This is a genomic window from Comamonas nitrativorans, from assembly GCF_042654765.1.
Lineage (GTDB): Bacteria > Pseudomonadota > Gammaproteobacteria > Burkholderiales > Burkholderiaceae_C > Comamonas > Comamonas nitrativorans.
Genome location: NZ_JBHSEW010000003.1, coordinates 35325 through 52220, shown reverse-complemented (window position 1 = coordinate 52220; position 16896 = coordinate 35325). Strand labels below are relative to the sequence as shown.

Annotated in this window: 8 protein-coding genes; 1 reads left to right on the top strand and 7 read right to left on the bottom strand. The window is 69.1% G+C overall.

Annotated features, from left to right (window positions below; translation table 11 throughout):
- Positions 1–76: 76 nt before the first annotated feature.
- The 5 genes from recD to ACFO3A_RS04580 form a co-directional block, all read right to left on the bottom strand.
- Complete coding sequence (gene recD, locus ACFO3A_RS04600) at positions 77–2131, bottom strand: exodeoxyribonuclease V subunit alpha (RefSeq protein WP_377724390.1); 2055 nt, start codon at positions 2129–2131, stop codon at positions 77–79.
- Complete coding sequence (gene recB, locus ACFO3A_RS04595; RefSeq protein ID WP_377724388.1) at positions 2128–5832, bottom strand: exodeoxyribonuclease V subunit beta; 3705 nt, start codon at positions 5830–5832, stop codon at positions 2128–2130. The genes recD and recB overlap by 4 nt, the downstream gene beginning before the upstream one ends.
- Positions 5825–9361 carry an exodeoxyribonuclease V subunit gamma gene (gene recC, locus ACFO3A_RS04590; RefSeq protein WP_377724387.1) on the bottom strand — a complete coding sequence of 1179 codons (3537 nt, stop codon included), beginning with the start codon at positions 9359–9361 and terminating at the stop codon, positions 5825–5827. Before recC ends, recB begins: the two co-directional genes overlap by 8 nt.
- A gap of 4 nt (positions 9362–9365) precedes the next feature.
- Entirely contained in the window at positions 9366–10076 is a 711-nt protein-coding gene (locus ACFO3A_RS04585) for an MOSC domain-containing protein (RefSeq protein ID WP_377724386.1), read from the bottom strand.
- Positions 10077–10141: 65 nt separating this feature from the next.
- Complete coding sequence (locus ACFO3A_RS04580; protein WP_377724385.1) at positions 10142–10828, bottom strand: ProQ/FINO family protein; 687 nt, start codon at positions 10826–10828, stop codon at positions 10142–10144.
- 195 nt (positions 10829–11023) lie between these two features.
- On the opposite strand from ACFO3A_RS04580, the gene ACFO3A_RS04575 reads away from it, so the two are divergent.
- A complete protein-coding gene (locus ACFO3A_RS04575; RefSeq protein WP_377724384.1) occupies positions 11024–14140 on the top strand; it encodes a bifunctional diguanylate cyclase/phosphodiesterase in 3117 nt (1038 codons plus the stop codon).
- 33 nt (positions 14141–14173) lie between these two features.
- Here ACFO3A_RS04575 and ACFO3A_RS04570 read toward each other — a convergent pair whose 3' ends face one another.
- A complete protein-coding gene (locus ACFO3A_RS04570) occupies positions 14174–15319 on the bottom strand; it encodes a GGDEF domain-containing protein (protein ID WP_377724382.1) in 1146 nt (381 codons plus the stop codon).
- A gap of 88 nt (positions 15320–15407) precedes the next feature.
- Positions 15408–16856, bottom strand: a complete 1449-nt coding sequence (gene gatB / locus ACFO3A_RS04565) for an Asp-tRNA(Asn)/Glu-tRNA(Gln) amidotransferase subunit GatB (protein WP_377724380.1) — start codon at positions 16854–16856, stop codon at positions 15408–15410.
- Between the last annotated feature and the right edge of the window lie 40 nt (positions 16857–16896).

The following is a 16896-nucleotide window of genomic DNA, read 5'->3' as shown; positions in this document are numbered from 1 at the left end:
TTTTTCAGGAGCTTTTACCGCTGGTATTTATTGAATTTCAAAGATAAAACTATCTGAAAATCAATAAATACCAGCGTTACAAGCTCTCTTTTTCAAGAAATTCGAGCAAGCCGCTGTGCCGCTGCGTGGGCCGGGCCAGCGCCTGGGCCAGTACGGCGGGGTGCTGGGTCACCACCGTGCACTGGGCCTTGGCGCGGGTGATGCCGGTGTAGACCAGCTCGCGCCCGAGGAGGACGCCGCTGCGGGCGGGCAGCACCAGGGCGGCGTGGGCAAATTCGGAGCCCTGGCTTTTATGCACCGTCATGGCGAAGGCCGTTTCCACCTGCGCCAGCCGCGCGACGCCGACGCTGCGCAGTTGTTCGCCGTCGAGGAAATAGACGCGCAAGGCGCCCTCGGGGCTGGGCAGGGCGATGCCGATGTCGCCGTTGAACACGCCCAGCGCGGCGTCGTTGCGCGTGACCATGACGGGGCGGCCCGCATACCAGGGGCCGTCTTTTTTCAGCACCTTGCGGGCGACGAGTTCGCGCTCGATGGCGGTGTTCAGGCCGGCCACGCCCCATTCGCCCTCGCGCACGGCGCACAGCAGGCGAAAGCGCTCGAATGTCTGCAAAACTTTTTTCACCCAGGCGGTGTGATCGTCCCCCGGCCCCTGCTGCAAGGCGTGCAGGTAGTCCCGGTAGCTGGGCTGGTGCGCGGCCAGGGCGATGCGCCAGACGGCTTCGATGCGGCAGCCGCCGTGGTAGGCCAGGCTGCCGTCGGTGCAGCTTTGCAGCACCTGCTGGGCCGCCGCCGCATCGCCGCGATTGACGGCCTGGGCCAGCTGCCCGATCGGCCCGCCGAAGCGGCGGCTGTGGCGCAGCATGACGGTGCATTGCGCCAGGCGGCTGCCCGCGCCGTCGTGCAGGGCGGCGGGGATGGTCTGTCCGGCGGCAGCCTGGGCGAAGGCCACGGTGTCCGGGCGGTAGTGGCCGCCTTCGGCATCGCGGCACAGGTCGCCCAGCACGGCCCCGGCTTCGACGGAGGCGAGCTGGTCTTTGTCGCCCAGGACGATCAGGCGGGCCTGGGCGGGCAGCGCCTGCAGCAGCGTGGCCATCATGGCCAGATGCACCATCGAGGCTTCGTCGACGATCAGCACGTCCACCTCCAGCGGCTTGGGCTGTCCGGCCTGGCCGGGTTGCAGGCCGAGCAGGCTGTGCAGCGTGCGGGCCGCGCCGGTGCGTTCGACCAGGGCGGCGATGTCCAGCGCCTGGCCGACGCTGCCCTGCAGGCCCAGCAGCGCCTGGTCGATGGCCTGCTTCAGGCGGGCGGCGGCCTTGCCCGTGGGCGCGGCCAGGGCCACGCGCAACTGCTCGGGCTGGGCGGCGGTGGCAAACAGCAGCGCCAGCAGGCGGGCGGCGGTATAGGTCTTGCCGGTGCCGGGGCCGCCGGTGATCAGCGTCAGCCGTCCGCGCAGGGCCAGGGCGCAGGCCAGCTTCTGCCAGTCGCAGGGTTCGCTGGTGTGGCCGGTATCGCCAGCGCTGGCGGGCAGAGCGGGCGAAGTGGGTGAAGTGGGGAACAGGCGCTCCAGCCAGGTGCGGATGCCTTCGGCATCGGGCGTTTGCGCCACCGCGCAGCGTTGCAGGATGTGCCGGGCCACGGCCTGCTCGTAATGCCAGTAGCGGCGCAGATACAGCCTGGGTGCGGCGTGGGCGTTGGCCTCGGGGCTGGCCTCGGCAGTGCCGGTCAGCACCATGGGCTGGCCCAGGTCGGCGTCGCGCCCGGCCACGCGCACCAGGGGGCTGCGTTGCAGGGCGTGCAGCCAGCCGTCCAGCCGGGCGGGCAGTTGCCGCCATTGGGCGGTCAGCGCGTCGTGCGTGCTGCTGTCCCAGGCCAGCAGGGCGTGCGGGGCCTGCACCAGTTCGGGCAGCGGCAGGCAGCTGTGGCCGCGCCCTTCCATGTGTGCCAGCAGGGCGCTGGCCAGCAGCACGCAGTCCGGCGCGTGGGCATCGTGCTGGCGGACGAACTGCATCCACGCCACGTCCAGTTGGCGCAGCAGCCCCGCCTGCTGCCAGGCGTGCAGTTGCGCGGCCAGAGGCAGGGCGGCGTCCTGCGGCGCAAACAGGTCGAGGGTGTGGGAATCGTGGTGCTTCATGCGCTGGCCTTGGCGTCGGTGATCAGGGCGTCCAGCCCGTCGAGCAGGGCGGGCGGGATGGGCAGGTGCTGCACGGCCTGGCCGTCCAGCCCGCGCACGAAGAAATACAGCGCCCCGCCCAGGTGCTGCGCCGGGTCGTAGGCCGCGCCCAGGCGCTCGCGCAGCAGGCGGTGCAGGGCCAGGGTGTAGAGGGCGGCCTGCACGTCGTAACGGTGGTGCAGCATGGCGGCGGCCAGCGCCGGCGCGGTGTAGGCGCTGCCGTCCGGGCCGAGGGTGTTGGTCTTGTAGTCCAGCACCCAGTAGCGCCCGCCGTGGGCAAACACCAGGTCGGCAAAGCCCATGGCCATGCCGTGCAGCTGGCGCGGCACCAGCGCGGGGCGCTCCTGGCCGGGCAGCAGGTGCTGGCGGCACAGGGCGTCCACATCGGCGCTGGAAAGCGGGGCCAGCGGTAGCCAGAACTCCATTTCGGTCAGCACCGTGGCGAGGTGCGGCAGGCTGGCGTCGGCCCCCGGCAGCGGGTACTGCGCCAGGGCGGCGAGCCATTGCGCCACGTCGTCGGCCTGCCCCTGGTGGTACCCGGCGCGGGCGCAGCGGCGCAGCAGCGCCTGGTGCAGCGGGCCGGTCAGGGGGGCAAAGCCGTTGTCTGCCCACCACTGCAACTGGTCGTGCAGGAAGTTGCCGACCAGCGGCCCCTTGGGAAAGCGGTGCCAGACGGCTTCGGGCGTGGCGCGGGCGGCGGGCGGCGGCAGCGGCGTACCGGCTGCGGTGGCGGCCTGTTCGTCATCGGCGGGGCGCAGGGCCAGCAGGGCTTCGTCCGGCGAAGGCGGCTCCTGCGCGGTGGTGTCCTGCCCCAGGTCGCGCACCAGGGCGGAGAAACTGGCAATGCCCCAGCTGCGGTCGAAGTGGCCGGTGTAGAGGGGCGCTTCGCGCAGCACGGGGGCGGCGGCATGGCTCTCGAAAAGCGTAGCTGCTGGCGTTTGCTGGATAAGCGTTAGCTGGCTGTTTTGGCAAGATTCCTGGAATGCCTGCAAGGCGTTTTGCCACTGCGCGGGAGTGTGTGCGGCATCGCCCGCCAGCAGGTAGCCGCTGGCGCTGCGCTCGTTTTGGCAGGCTTTGCCGTTGCCTTTTTTCAACGGCCCCAGGCCCAGCCAGAGCAGGTGGCGGGCGCGGGTGGCGGCGACGTAGAACAGGCGCAGGTCTTCGCGCAGGCGCTCTTCCTCGGCCTGGGCCAGATCGTCGGCGCTCACCTCCAGGGCAATGCTGCCGTCGCGGCGGCGCACCCAGGCGGTGTTGCGTTTTTCCTTGGCCGTGAAGTCACTGGCAAAGGGCAGCATGACCAGCGGGTACTCCAGCCCCTTGCTTTTGTGGATGGTGATGACCTGCACCAGATCGGCATCGCTTTCCAGGCGCACGGTCTGCGCTTCGGCGTCGCCGCCGGGCTGGGCGATTTCGGCCATCAGCCAGCGGATCAGCGCCTGCTCGCCTTCCAGCTCGGCGCTGGCCTGTTGCAGCAGTTCGCCCAGGTGCAGCACATTGGTCAGGCGCCGTTCGCCGCCCGTCTGGGCCAGCCACCGCGCGGGCAGGTCCAGCAGGTGCAGGCTGGAGCGCAGCATGGCCAGCACGCCCTGGCGCTGCCAGATATGGTGCAGGGTGCGCAGCTGCTCGGTGCGTTCGTCCAGCAGGGTGTCGTCCTGCGCCAGTTGCTGCAGGGCGGCCAGGGGCAGGTCGAGCAGGCGTGTGGCAAAGGCGGCCCGCAGCGCCCGGGTGTTCAGCGGCTCGGCCACGGCCTGGAGCCAGAACAGCAGGTCTTGCGCCTCGGCGCTGGCAAAGACCGATTCGCGGTCGGACAGGTAGACCGAGGCAATCCGGCGTCGCGCCAGCTGGCGGCGCACGGCGGCGGCCTCCTTGCGGTTGCGCACCAGGATGGCCACGTCGCCGGGGCGCAGGCGCTGCGGGTCGCGGCCAGGTTGGACAAAGCCCAGGGCCGGGTCGTTCAGCCACTGGGCCAGTTGCTCGGCGCAGGCCTGGGCGAACAGGGTTTGCAGATCGTGGCCGCTGACCGGTTCGGGCGCGGCGTGCCAGTTCAGGTGCAGGGCGGGCATGTCCTGGCCGTGGGCCTGCAAGCGTTCCTTGCGGCCCTGGGCGGCCACGGCGATGAAGGGCAGGGGGTTGGCCGCCGTGCCTTCCCGGAAGCGGAACGCCCCCGGCCCGGGGCGCTGTTCGGCCTGGGCGAACCACTGATTCACGGCGGCGACCAGGGCGGTGCTGGAGCGGTAGTTGGTGTCCAGCACGTAGTGCCGCCCCGCAGTGGCCGTGCGGGCTTGCAGATAGCTGTAGATGTCGGCCCCGCGAAAGCCGTAGATCGACTGCTTGGGGTCGCCGATCAGCAGCAGGGCGCTGTCCGCCGCGTTGCGTTCGGGCTGGTAGATGCCGGCAAACAGGCGGTATTGCAGCGGCGAGGTGTCCTGAAACTCGTCCAGCAGCGCCACCGGGTACTGTTGCAGCAGGCGCTGGCGCAGCACCGGGCCCTGGGGGCCGGTCAGGGCCGCGTCCAGGCGCTGGAGCATGTCGGCAAAGCCGAAGCTGCCCGCCTGGCTTTTGAGCCATTGCAGGCGCTGCTGCACCCGCGCGGCGGCGTGCTGGCGCAGGCGGGTGCCGGTGGCGGGCAGGGCGGCCAAATCGGCCAGCAATTGCTCCAGGGCGGCGGCTTGGGGGGGGTAATCGACCGCCACGTCGCCCTTGCGGGCCTCGTCCAGTCCGGCGGGTGTCAGGCGGGTGGTCCCGGTTGCCATGGCCCCGGCCAGATCGGGGAAGGGGACGGCGGCCCAGTCTTTCAAGGTTTGCAGCCATTTCAGGCAATGGCCGCGCTGGAGCCGACGGCCATCCCAGGCGTTCTTGTTGTTGGCCCACTGCCCTTCCAGCCAGATTTCGTAGTCATCGGCCTGCTGCGCCCAGCCCTGGGCCAGCGCGGCCAGGGCTGCGCCCTGCTCGGCCTGCCATTGCGGCAGCAGGGTGCCCAGGTCGCCTGCGCCCAGGGCCGGGTCGATGTCCTCCAGCGGCAGGGCACGAATGTCCTGGGCGAAGGCGGGAAAGTCCTTCCACTGCGTTTGCAGCAGGGCCAGGCCGTCGGCATCCAGCGGGTAGCACTGCTGCCGCCAGTAGTCCTGCAGGGCTTCGTGGCGGCGCTGGGCCTCGTCGGCTTCCAGGGTTTCGTCCAGCAGGCTGCCGCTGTCCAGGGCGTGTTCGCGCAGCACGCGTTGGCACCAGGCGTCGATGGTGAAGATGGCCGCATCGTCCATGCCCTGCGCGGCCAGCTCCAGCCGCCACGCGGCCTGTTCGCGCTGGCGGGCGTCGGGGTAGTCCAGCAGCAATGTTTGCAGGAAATCGTCGCCTGCCGCCTGCCCGCGAAAGCACGCCACCGCCTCGACCAGCCGGTCGCGGATGCGCTCGCTCAGTTCGCGCGTGGCGGCGCGGGTGAAGGTCATCACCAGAATCTCGGCCGGTTGCAACGGCTGGGGTCGGCCCTGCGGGGCGAAGGCGCTTGCTGCGCTTTCGCCGCCGTCAGCGCCATGCCCCAGCACCAGGCGCACGTACAGCGCGGCAATCGTCCAGGTCTTGCCGGTGCCCGCGCTGGCTTCGATCAGGCGGCTGCCGTGCAGGGGGAAGCGGGCGGGTTCCAGTTTTTGCAGGGGTTCAGGCATGGGGCGCCTCCGTGGGGGCGGCGAGCAGGGCCGCGTCCAGTTGCTCCCAGGCCACGATGTCCACCGACTGCGCCCCCCACGCGGCCAGCGGGGCGTACAGGGTGTCGGCCCAGGCGGCAAAGCGGCCATCGTCGGTGAGGGCGGCAAAGTCGGGAAAGAAGCGGGCCCATTCCAGCTCGGCGGCTTCGCCCGTGTGGTGAAAGCCGCCTTCGTAGGTTTCCCGGGGCGAGGGTTTGGCCCCCGTGACCTGCGCCAGGGCGGTTTTTACCGGCAGCGGCAATGGCTGGCTTTGGCCGTTCTGCCACGCGGCCAGCCAGGCTTGCAGGGCGGCGGTGGCGCTGGGTTGCTCCTGGGGAGCGATGCGCAAACAGGTATCGCGCCCGACGACCCACAGCGCCAGCGCCGTGCCGCAGGCGGCTGCGGCCATGCTGCGCAGGTAGACGGGCAGCAGGGAGTGCAGGCGCACGGCGGCTTTTTCGCCCTCGCCTTGCAGCAGCTTGCCGGGGGCCAGCAGCAGGGCGACGGGGGGGGATTCGGTGCTGCTGCGGCGCAGGTTGTCGAGCCAGTCGTCCAGCACCACGCCCTGGTGCGCAAAGTGCAGTGCCTGGTGCGGGGCGCTGTGGACGTAGTGGTTTTGCAGTTGCCCCCAGGCCTGCAGGCTGCGCAGGGTGCTGGCGTGCAGGGCGGCTTTTTCCTGTTCGCCCAGGCCCGCCAGGGGCAGTTGCCCGGCGTGTTGCAGATGGGTGAGCTGGCGCGTGAGCAAGCTTTCCACGGCAGACGGGCCGGTCTGTGCCTGCGGGGCGATGCTGTCCTGCAGTTGCGCCACCAGGGCATAGGCGTCCAGCCCGGCCAGGGTGAAGCATTCGTCGTCCGGCGCGGCGTCTTCGCCCAGGTCGAAGGCCACCTGCCATTGCTGGCGCAAAAAGCTGCGGGCCGGGTGGCGCATGAAGCGGGCCAGTGCGGCCAGGGTCAGGGGCTGGCCTTCCCGGGCCACGGGCGGGTGCGGTGCGTCCGCCGGGGCTGCCGGGGTCTGGTGGGCTGCCTGCCATTCGCGGGCGTAGGTGGTGAGAGGGCTGTCCGCCTCGAAATAGCGGCGGCTGAAGGGTTGCAGCGGGTGCGCATGGCTGCGCTGGGCGACGACGTCGCCGTTGCTGTCGCCGTCCATTTCGCCGTGCCAGCCGGCAGACAGGTAGTCGCGCAATTGCGCCACCAGCACCGAGGGCGGCTGCGGGCTGTTGTCACGCACGCTGTGCCCGGCCCAGCTCAGGTAAAGCTGGCGCCGCGCCGAGAGCAGGGCGTCCAGCATCAGCTGGCGGTCGTGGTCGCGCCGGGCGCGGTCGCCGGGGCGGTACTGGCCGGGCTGCTGCATCAGGTCGAAGCCGTTCTTGCTGGCGCGGCGCGGGTAGTCGCCATCGTTCATGCCGAGCAGGCAGACCACCTCGAACGGAATCGCCCGCATGGGCTGCAGGGTGCAGAAGGTGACGCCCCCGGCATGAAAGCGCTCGGCCAGGGCGGGCGTTTGCAGGGCCTCCAGCCAGGCGGTCTGCACGGCCTGCAGCGGCAGGGGGGCGGCAAAGCGGGCGTGTTCGCAGGCTTGCAGCCAGTCCTGCAGGCTTTGCTCCAGCCCTTGCAGCACGGCCTGGTCGAGCGCATCCTGCGCGGCAAAACAGTCGGCCAGCAGGCTGCGCAGGCGCTGCGCCCAGACTTCGGGGGGGGCCGGTTCCAGCGCCGCCTGCCACCAGTCCAGCAGGCGCGAGAGCAGGGCGGCCAGCACGCCGGCCAGTTCGGCATCCAGCCCGGCGACGTCGGCCAGGGGGGCGATGCCGTGCCAGTCGGCGCTGGCGGGCAGGCCGTCCTGGGCAATGGGGCTGGCGCCGCTGGCGTAGCCGAGCAACATGCGCTGCAGGCCGAACCAGGCGCTGTTCGTGTCGCCGCAAGCGCCCAGGTGCAGGGCGTTGCGGTGCCGGGCATCCAGCCCCCAGCGGATGCCGGCCTGCGCCATCCACTGGCGCAGCTGCGGGGCGTCGTGCGCCGCCAGGCCGAAGCGGGCGGCCAGGGCGGGCACGTCCAGCAGGCTGGCCAGATCGCTCAGGCGGCAGCGCTCCTGCGGCAGGCGCAGCAGCCAGTGCAGCGCGGCCACCAGGGGGCTGTGCGCCTGGGCGGCCAGATCGGCAATGGCAAACGGGATGCGGCGCGGGTCGCCCGGGCGGTGCTGGCCGAACACGGCGCGGATGGCCGGGGCCGCCGCGGCAATGTCCGGCAGCATGACGATAACGTTGCGCGGTTGCAGCGCGGCGCGGCCCGGCGATGCCGGTGCGGCGAACAGGGTCAGCAGGTGGTCGTGCAGCACTTCCAGCTCGCGCACCAGGCTGTGGGCGCTGTGCAGCACGATGGACTGGTCGGCCACGGGGATGCAGTGCCCTGGCCGGGTATTGCGCGGGTGTTCGGCCAGCGGCAGCAGGTCGCGGATGCTGCGCTGCACTTGTTCTAGCAGGCTCCCCTGGTCAGCAGGGGATTCATCATATAAATCCACCTTGAAAATGGCTTCCTTCAATCGGGAAGCGCTCTCAAATTCATCCAGCAGGCGCACATAGTCGCGGCTTTGCCGCCCCCAGGCCATGAGCAGCGGGTGCGCGTGGGCGTGCATGGCTTCCAGCGGGATGGCGGCCAGATCGTGCTGCCGGTCGGGATGGCGGCGGCGCTGCTGGCGCAGCAGTTCGCGCCCGTCGATGGCATCGGCCCAGTGATAGCGGCAGGGGTTGGGCACGGCCAGGATCACCTGGCTGTGGCGCGACAGGGCGGCGAGGAACTCCAGCATCTCCAGCGGCACCTGGGTCAGCCCCAGCAGCAGTACGCGCCGGGCAATCGGCAGGCTGCCTGCTTCGGCGCTGCGCAAGGTGTCCAGCACCTGCTGGCGCAGGGCCGGGCGGGTGACGCCGCGCTCCTGTGCCGTCAGGTCGGCCAGCACGGCCCGCCACAGCTGCGGCTGCCATTCCTGGCCTTCGGGCAGGGGGCGGTCAGTCTGGCCGGGCAGGCCCGGCAGGTGGTCATGCCCGGCCTCCCAGGCCAGCAGCCAGTCGCTGCGGTAAACCTGATACTGGTCGAACAGGTCGGCCAGCCGGCCGGCCAGTTGCAGCAGGCGCTGGGGCTGGTCGTCGCGCAGAAAGCGGGCAATCGGGGCAAAGGCGGGCAGTTCCAGGCAGGTGGGCAGCAGGCGCATCAGCCGCCAGGTCATGGGCAGTTCGTCCAGCGGCGAGACGCTGGGCACGCGCTGCGGCCCCAGAATCTGCCGCCAGCTGCGCCACAGGAACCGTGCGGGCAGCTCCACCCGCGTGGCGGCGCAGATGCCCTGGCGCTGCGCTTGCAGCATCTTGAACCACTCGGCAGTGCCGTTGCTTTGCACCAGCACCACTTCCTGCTCCAGCGGCCCCAGGGGGTGGGCGCGGCCCCAGTCGATCAGCGCCTGCGCCAGGGTTTCGGCGCAGTTGCTGTGCAGGGCCAGCAGGCCGGGGGTGAGGGGCGATGACATGGGGCTAGTCCTGCGCCCCGTCCAAACGCCTGGCCCAGTCCTCGACCTGGTGGCGCTCCAGCCGCGTCTGCACCAGGCGCTGCCAGGAGGGCGGCAGCGCCAGTTCGGCCAGTTCGCGCAGCGCCGCGCCGTCCAGGCACTGGTGGTACAGCACCTGCAACACGCGGGTCAGTGGCCAGTCGGGGTGGGGGCGGTCAACCAGGGCAATGGCATCGCCCGCCTGCACGCTGCCCGGCTCCAGCACGCGCCAGTACCAGCCGGTGCGTCCGGTGGTCTGCACCTGCCGCGCCATGGTGGCCTGGCCGAAGCGGGTGTTCAGCTTCCAGCACGGCTGGCGGGTTTGCGCCAGCTCCAGCAGGCAGGTGCCGACGCGCACCCGATCGCCCCAGCACAGCGTGGCCTCGGTGATGCCGGTGGTGGAAAAATTCTCGCCGAACGCCCCGGGCTGGCGCAGCACGGGCAGGTCGCCCAGCTCGCCGCGCCAGGCGGCGTAATGTTCCCAAGGGTAGTGGTGGATGGCCTTGTCCGGCCCGCCGTGGACTTTGCGGTCGCCCTGCTCGTCGCCCTCCAGCCCCAGTTCGGCCACGGGCACCGGGCCGGGCACGGGTTGCTTGTCGATGGCGCTGGGGCCGCCGGGGCGGCCATCCAGCCGGGCATAGGGTTGGGCACGGCCACGTAAAACGGTATGCAGGGTGCCGAGAACGGTGGGGGACATAAGGCAGGGTCGGTAAAGCGCACAGAGCCCCGAACCATACACCGCCTGGGTGCCGCCGCCGACCGTCAGGCGCTGCGCAAGGCTTGCAGCTGTGCAGCGCGGGCCAGCTGGCGCTCGACGGCCTTGGGGTGCATCCCGTACATCTGGGCAAAGGCGGCGGGGCTGGCCGCGCCGCTGGCGGCAAAGGCGCGTTGCACGGCTTCGGCGCGGGCGTCCTGCTCGGCGGCGTAGTCCAGGGCGGCGGTCAGCGTGGCCAGGGCCGTCGGCTCCTTGATGTTGGCGCGTTCCAGCAGGGCTTCGCGGGTCAGGCCGCTGTCGGTGAAGATTTGCGCAATGCGCCGTTGCAGGCGCTGTTGCTGCTGCTCGACGGTTTCGCCGGGGCGCGGCTTGCGGCGCTTGAACACTTCCAGCACGGCGTGCAGCACGTGCTCGGGGGCCATCGCCTCCACGGCGTTGCCTTGCAGGTCATGCCGTGCGGCACCGCTGGCCACGGCCTGCAGGTAGCGGGTGGAACGGGTGTGGATGGCCATGGCAACTTTGAGCTGCGCCTTGTCCAGCACCTCGCCGTGTGCGGTCAGCAGGTCTTGAAAAATCCCGCGCTTGAGCGGTTGCACCGTGGCGCCGAACAGTGCCGGGTAAAGCTGTCCGAGCTGCACCAGCACCGGGTGGGGGGCACGGCGCGAGGGCTGGGGCGTGGAATCAGTGGTGGGAGCGGAATCGGGGGCGGGGGCCGCAGCAGTGGTATCAGTCATGGGCGGGCAGCCAGGGCTGCGAGGAAAAAACCAAACCCGCGATGATGCCAGCATTGGGCCGGGGATGCAGCCAAATCCAAATCAGTGTGAACCAGGGCGGCTGCGCACGGGTTTTGCCCCTTCCCTTCCGATGACGAAAGTCGCTAGCCTGTGTATCCGCAGTCCTTGGCGGCGCGTTTGGAAAGGACACTCCTGATGAAGCCTACCGCTTTTTGGCGCAAACATGGTCATTGGTTTATCGGCGCGGTCGTCGTGCTGGCAGGGTGGGGGCTGACCTATGGCCTGGTGGAGCAGCAACGCTCTGCCGACGCTGCCCTGGCCGAAGTGCGCTTTACCGAAGAGGTGCGCTCCTCCACCGACGCGCTGTCCCACCGCATCACGGCCTACACCGAAGTCACTGCCGGATTGCGCGACCTGTTCCTCATCAACCCCTACCTGCGCTTCGACCAGTTCCACCAGGTGGCGGCGGTACACAACGTCTCGCAAAACTACGCAGAGATCCGCTCCCTGTCCTTTGTCCGCCGGGTGCCCCGGCAGGCGTTGCCCGACTATGTCCAGCGGATGCAGGAGCAGGCCGTGCGCACCGGGCTGGTGCTGCCGGACATGCCCACCACCGTGCGCGACGAATACTTCCTGCTGGAGTACCTGTGGCCGCTGGACCGGAACGAAAGCGTCTGGGGCCTGGACCTGGCCACCCAGCCCAACAATCTGACGGCCCTGCTGGCCGGGCGGACCAGCGGCCAGGCAACGATGTCCGCCCCTTTCACTCTCAAACAGGGAACGGAGGGCTTCCTGCTGCGCCTGCCGGTGTTCCTGGAAACGGAACAGCCCTGGAGCCATCCCGATGAGCGGGAGTTTCTGGGGTCGGTCGGTACCTCGGTGGACGTATCGGCGATGCTGGAGAGCCTGGAGCAACTGGGCTTTTTCCGGGGTGTGGCCGTGCAGATCCGCGACATCGGCACGCAGGTTGCGCCCCCGCAGACCCCCGCCCTGCTGGTCGGCCAGTCGAGCAACTTTGCCTCGGCCCAGCAGGCGCGGCACCTGGCACCCCAGGTGCGCATCGTGCAGGTGCATGACCGGTATTGGCGGCTGGAATTCGTGCCCAGCCGCGCCATGCTCTCCTATGCCGAGCAGTTGCTGCCCTGGTGGATTGCCGTGGGCGGCGCATTGGCCGCCGTGCTGGTGGGCGTCCTGGTCGGCTGGACGCTGTCCCGTCATACGGTGGCCCTGGCCGTCAGCGAAGCGAACTTCCTGGCCGTCTTCAACCAGGCCACCGTGGGCATGGCCCTGACCGATGCCCGGTCCGGGCACCTGCTGCGCATCAACCAGCGTTACGCCCATATCCTGGGCTATTCCGAGGCGCAACTGCACGACAAAACCTTCCAGGAGCTGCTGGAGCCGGAAGACCTGTCCGTTGCGCTCCAGCAGCACCAGCGGCTGCTGGTCGGCGAAATCCGGGAGTACCACCTGGAGCAGCGGATGCTGCACAAAAACGGCCGCCCCGTCTGGGTCGAGGTGAACATCTCCCCCATGTGGACCCTCGGGCAGGCGCCCACCTACCACCTGGCCGTCATCCAGGACATTACCGAGCGGCGGCAGATGCAGGAAGCCCTGCGCGACCGCGAAGAACAGCAGCGCAACATCCTGCGCCATCTGCCCGTCGGCGTGAGCTGGACGCAGGAAGACGGCACCATCAGCTACCTGAACCCGTACTACACCATCGTCACCGGCTACGACGCGGCAACGATGCCCGACCTGGCCACCTGGTGGGAAAAAGCCTACCCCGACCCGGCCGTGCGCGAACAGGTGCGCCAGGACTGGGAGCGCCTGGCCGCGCAGGCCCGCGCCGGCGATGGACTGATCCCGCCCGGGGAATACCGCATCACTGACGGGGAGGGCAAGGAACGCATCCTGGAAATCTCCGGCGTGCAGCTGGGCAACGGGCAGCTGGTGGTGCTCCAGGATCTGACCCAGCGCCGGGCCGCCGAAGAAAAAATCACCTACCTGGAGTACTACGACGCCCTGACCCGCCTGCCCAACCGCCGCCAGCTGCTCATCACCCTGCAGCACACGCTGGCCCGCAGCGCCGAGCAGCGCATCTATGGCGCGGTGCTGATGCTGGACATCGACCACTTCAAGACCGTCAACGAAGTCAAGGGCCATGAGAGCGGGGACGCCCTGCTCCAGCAGGTGGCCGAACGCCTGCGCAGCAGCACCCACGAGCGCCACACCGTGGCCCGCCACGGCGATGATGAATTCGTCGTCCTGCTGGAAAACCTGTCCCGCCACCCCGGCGAGGCCGTCTCCCTGGTCGAGCAGACCGGCCAGCGCATCCTGGAAGTGTTCCGCGCCCCCTTCCTGCTGCACGGCGAACCGCACCACACCACGGCCAGCATCGGCATCGCCTTGTTCCTGGGCCAGGAGCTGACCGCCGAGGAACTGCTCAAGCGTGCCGATCTGGCCATGTACCAGGCCAAGACCGCCGGGCGCGACACTTTGCAGTTCTATTCGCCCAACATGCACACCGCCATGCAGGAGCGCGTGCAACTGGAAGCGCAGATGCGCACCAGCCTGGAGCAAGGCCACTTCGAACTGTTCTACCAGCCCCAGGTGCATGCCCGCAAGGTCATCGGCTGCGAAGCCCTGCTGCGCTGGCGCCACCCCGAGCGCGGCCTGGTGTCTCCCGCGCTGTTCATCCCGCTGGCCGAGGACAGCGGGCAGATTCTGGCCCTGGGCAACTGGGTGCTGCACACCGCCTGCGCCCAGCTGGCGGCCTGGAGCAAGGTGCCGCTGCTGGCGGGCTTGAGCATTGCCATCAACGTCAGTCCCCGGCAGTTCCACCAGCCCGATTTCGTGCAGCGGGTACTCGGTGCCGTCGCCCAGACCGGGGCCGACCCGCGCTACCTGGAGCTGGAGCTGACCGAAAGCCTGCTGCTCCAGGACGTGGAGGACACCATCGACAAGATGCTCCAGCTCAAGCGCCACGGCATCGCCTTCTCGCTGGACGATTTCGGTACCGGCTATTCCTCGCTGGCCTACCTGAAGCGCCTGCCGCTGGACCAGCTCAAGATCGACCAGGGCTTCGTGCGCGACGTGCTGACCGATGCCAACGATGCGGCCATTGCCCGCACCGTGGTGGCCCTGGGCACCAGCCTGGGCCTGAGCGTGATCGCCGAAGGGGTGGAGACTGCCGCCCAGCGCGACTTTCTGCAAGGCTACGGCTGCAATACCTGGCAGGGGTATTTCTTCAGCCGGCCGTTGCCGGCGGCAGAGCTTGCCGACTGGGTGGTGCAGTTCAACGCGGCTGCGTGACGGGGTGATTCATGGGGCGGCGCATGGGGCGGCTCACTCCTGCCAGCACAGGCGGTTGCGCCCGCCCTGCTTGGCGGCGTACAGCTGCACGTCGGCGCGGGCGATGGCCTCTTCCAGCGTCTCCTGCGGGCGCAGTTCCACGGCGCCCAGGCTCAACGTGACCGAGGTGCCGGGCGGCAAGGTCGGCCACGTGGTGTGTTCCATCTGGGTGCGCACGAACTCCAGGCGGGAGATGGCCGCCGTCAGCGTCACGCCGTGCAGTACCAGGACAAACTCCTCCCCGCCGTAGCGGCCCACCCGGTCGCTGGGGCGCACGTTGGCGGTGAGCAGGGCTGCCAGGGTTTGCAGCACGGCATCGCCCGTGGGATGGCCCCAGGTATCGTTGATGCGCTTGAAGTGATCCAGATCGCACAGGGCGATCACTGCGCCCGAGGTGGCCAGCTCGGGCCACGGCGCCAGCAGGGCGCGGCGGTTGAGCAGGCCGGTGAGCGGGTCCTGGTCACGCTCGTTGCGCAGCTGCTGCACCGAATCCAGCCCGGCGGCAGCCAGGAAAAAGCCGGTGAAGCCGATGCCCATGATGATCGAGCCGTACAGCGTGATCAGCCAGATCAGCGACACCCCCAGGGCAAATGGCTGGCCGAAACTCTCCGGGTCGCTGAACAGCAGCACGGGCCGCACGATGACGAACAGGGTATACACGCCATAACCGCAGACCAGCCCCCGATCCACGAAGGACAGCGCCCGCCAGCGCAGCCGCAGCAGCCCGGGCAGCAGTTGCAGCAGCAGTGCGGACAGCCCCAGGGCCATCACGACCAGGCGGGCGGACAGGCTTTCGCGTCCCCAGGAGAAATAGACGATCAGCAATTCGATGAGCAGGCCGACCACCAGCGTCCAGCGCCAGCTCATGACGATCTTCAGGCGCAGGGCCAGGGCCCAGGTCAGTCCGATGATCGCCAGGGTGTAGGACGGGGACAGAAAAGGGGCCATCGGCGCGTAGTCCGCAGCTGGTATGACGGTCTGCGCCGCCAGCCCGATACCGCCGAAAAACGAAGCGCAGGCGTACCACGGCAGATACGCCGGGCGGCCCATGCCCCACCAGACACCGGCGCAAACCAGCGCCAGCAACCACAGACAGACAGGGACGATCAGAGAGAAATAAAGGCTTGCAACAGCGTCCATCTGCAAAATTCCTGCGCCCCCGGATTCCTGCCGCGTGGGCCTCGGAATCCCGGCAAGGGGCCGCGTTGTTCAGGCTGGGCGAGCCAGTTTAGCCGCCCAGTTTTGTCTTGAGCAGCGTGTTTACCTGCCCCGGGTTGGCCTTGCCCTTGCTGGCCTTCATCACCTGGCCGACCAGGGCGTTGAAGGCCTTGTCCTTGCCTGCGCGGTACTGCTCGACGTTGGCCGGGTTGGCGGCGATCACCGCGTCGATGATGGCCTCCAGGGCGCCGGTGTCGTTCATCTGTTTCAGGCCCTTGGCCTCGATGACGGCATCCACGTCCTGGCCTTCGCCGGCCCACAGGGCCTCGAATACCTGTTTGGCGGCGTTGTTGCTGATGGTGTTGTCCTGGATGCGGGCGATCAACTGCCCCAGCTGGGCGCTGCCGACCTTCACCGCGTCCATGCCGATTTCCTCGGCGTTCAGGCGGCGCGAGATTTCGCCCATCACCCAGTTGCTGGCCAGCTTGGGCTGGCCGCAGGCTTGGGCCGTGTCTTCGAAGTAGGCGGCCATGGCCTGCGATTGCGTCAGCGTGGTGGCGTCGTACTCGGGCAGGCCGTATTGCTGCACGAAGCGCTCGGCCTGGGCACGCGGCAGTTCGGGCATGGCGGCCTTGACCTGTTCCACCCATTCGGGGGCGATGACCAGCGGCGGCAGGTCGGGGTCGGGGAAGTAGCGGTAGTCGGCCGCGTCTTCCTTGGTGCGCATGGCGCGGGTTTCGCCCGTGTCGGGGTTGAACAGCACGGTGGCCTGCTGAATGGTGTGGCCGTCCTCGATCTGTTCGATCTGCCAGCGGATTTCGTAGTCGATGGCCTGCTGCATGTTGCGAAACGAGTTCAGGTTCTTGATCTCGCGGCGCGTGCCCAGCGGCTGGCCGGGCCTCCGCACCGAGACGTTGGCGTCGCAGCGGAACGACCCTTCCTGCATGTTGCCGTCGCAGATGCCGATCCAGGTGACGATCTTGTGCAGCTCCTTGGCGTAGGCCACGGCCTCCGCGCTGGAGCGGATGTCCGGCTCGGTCACGATCTCCAGCAGCGGCGTGCCCGCGCGGTTCAGGTCGATGCCCGATTCGGCGGGGAACAGGTCATGCACCGATTTGCCCGCGTCTTCTTCCAGGTGGGCACGTACCAGGCGCACGGTTTTCTTCTCGTCGCCCAGGTAGAAGCTGACCTCGCCGCCCTGCACCACGGGAATCTCGAACTGGCTGATCTGGTAGCCCTTGGGCAGGTCGGGGTAGAAGTAATTCTTGCGGGCAAAAATGCTGCGCGGTGCGATGTGCGAACCCAGCGCCAGCCCGAGTTGGATGGCGCATTCCACCGCCTTCTTGTTCATCACCGGCAGCGTGCCGGGCAGGGCCAGGCAGACGGCGCTGGCCTGGGTGTTCGGCTCCGCGCCGAAGGCGGTGCTGGTGCGGCTGAAAATCTTGCTGGCCGTGGCCAACTGGGCGTGGGTTTCAAAGCCGATGACGACTTCGTAACCGTGAATCAGGGGGGCAGTCATGGGTTCTACTTTAAAAAGAGAGCTGTTTCCGCTTGCTATG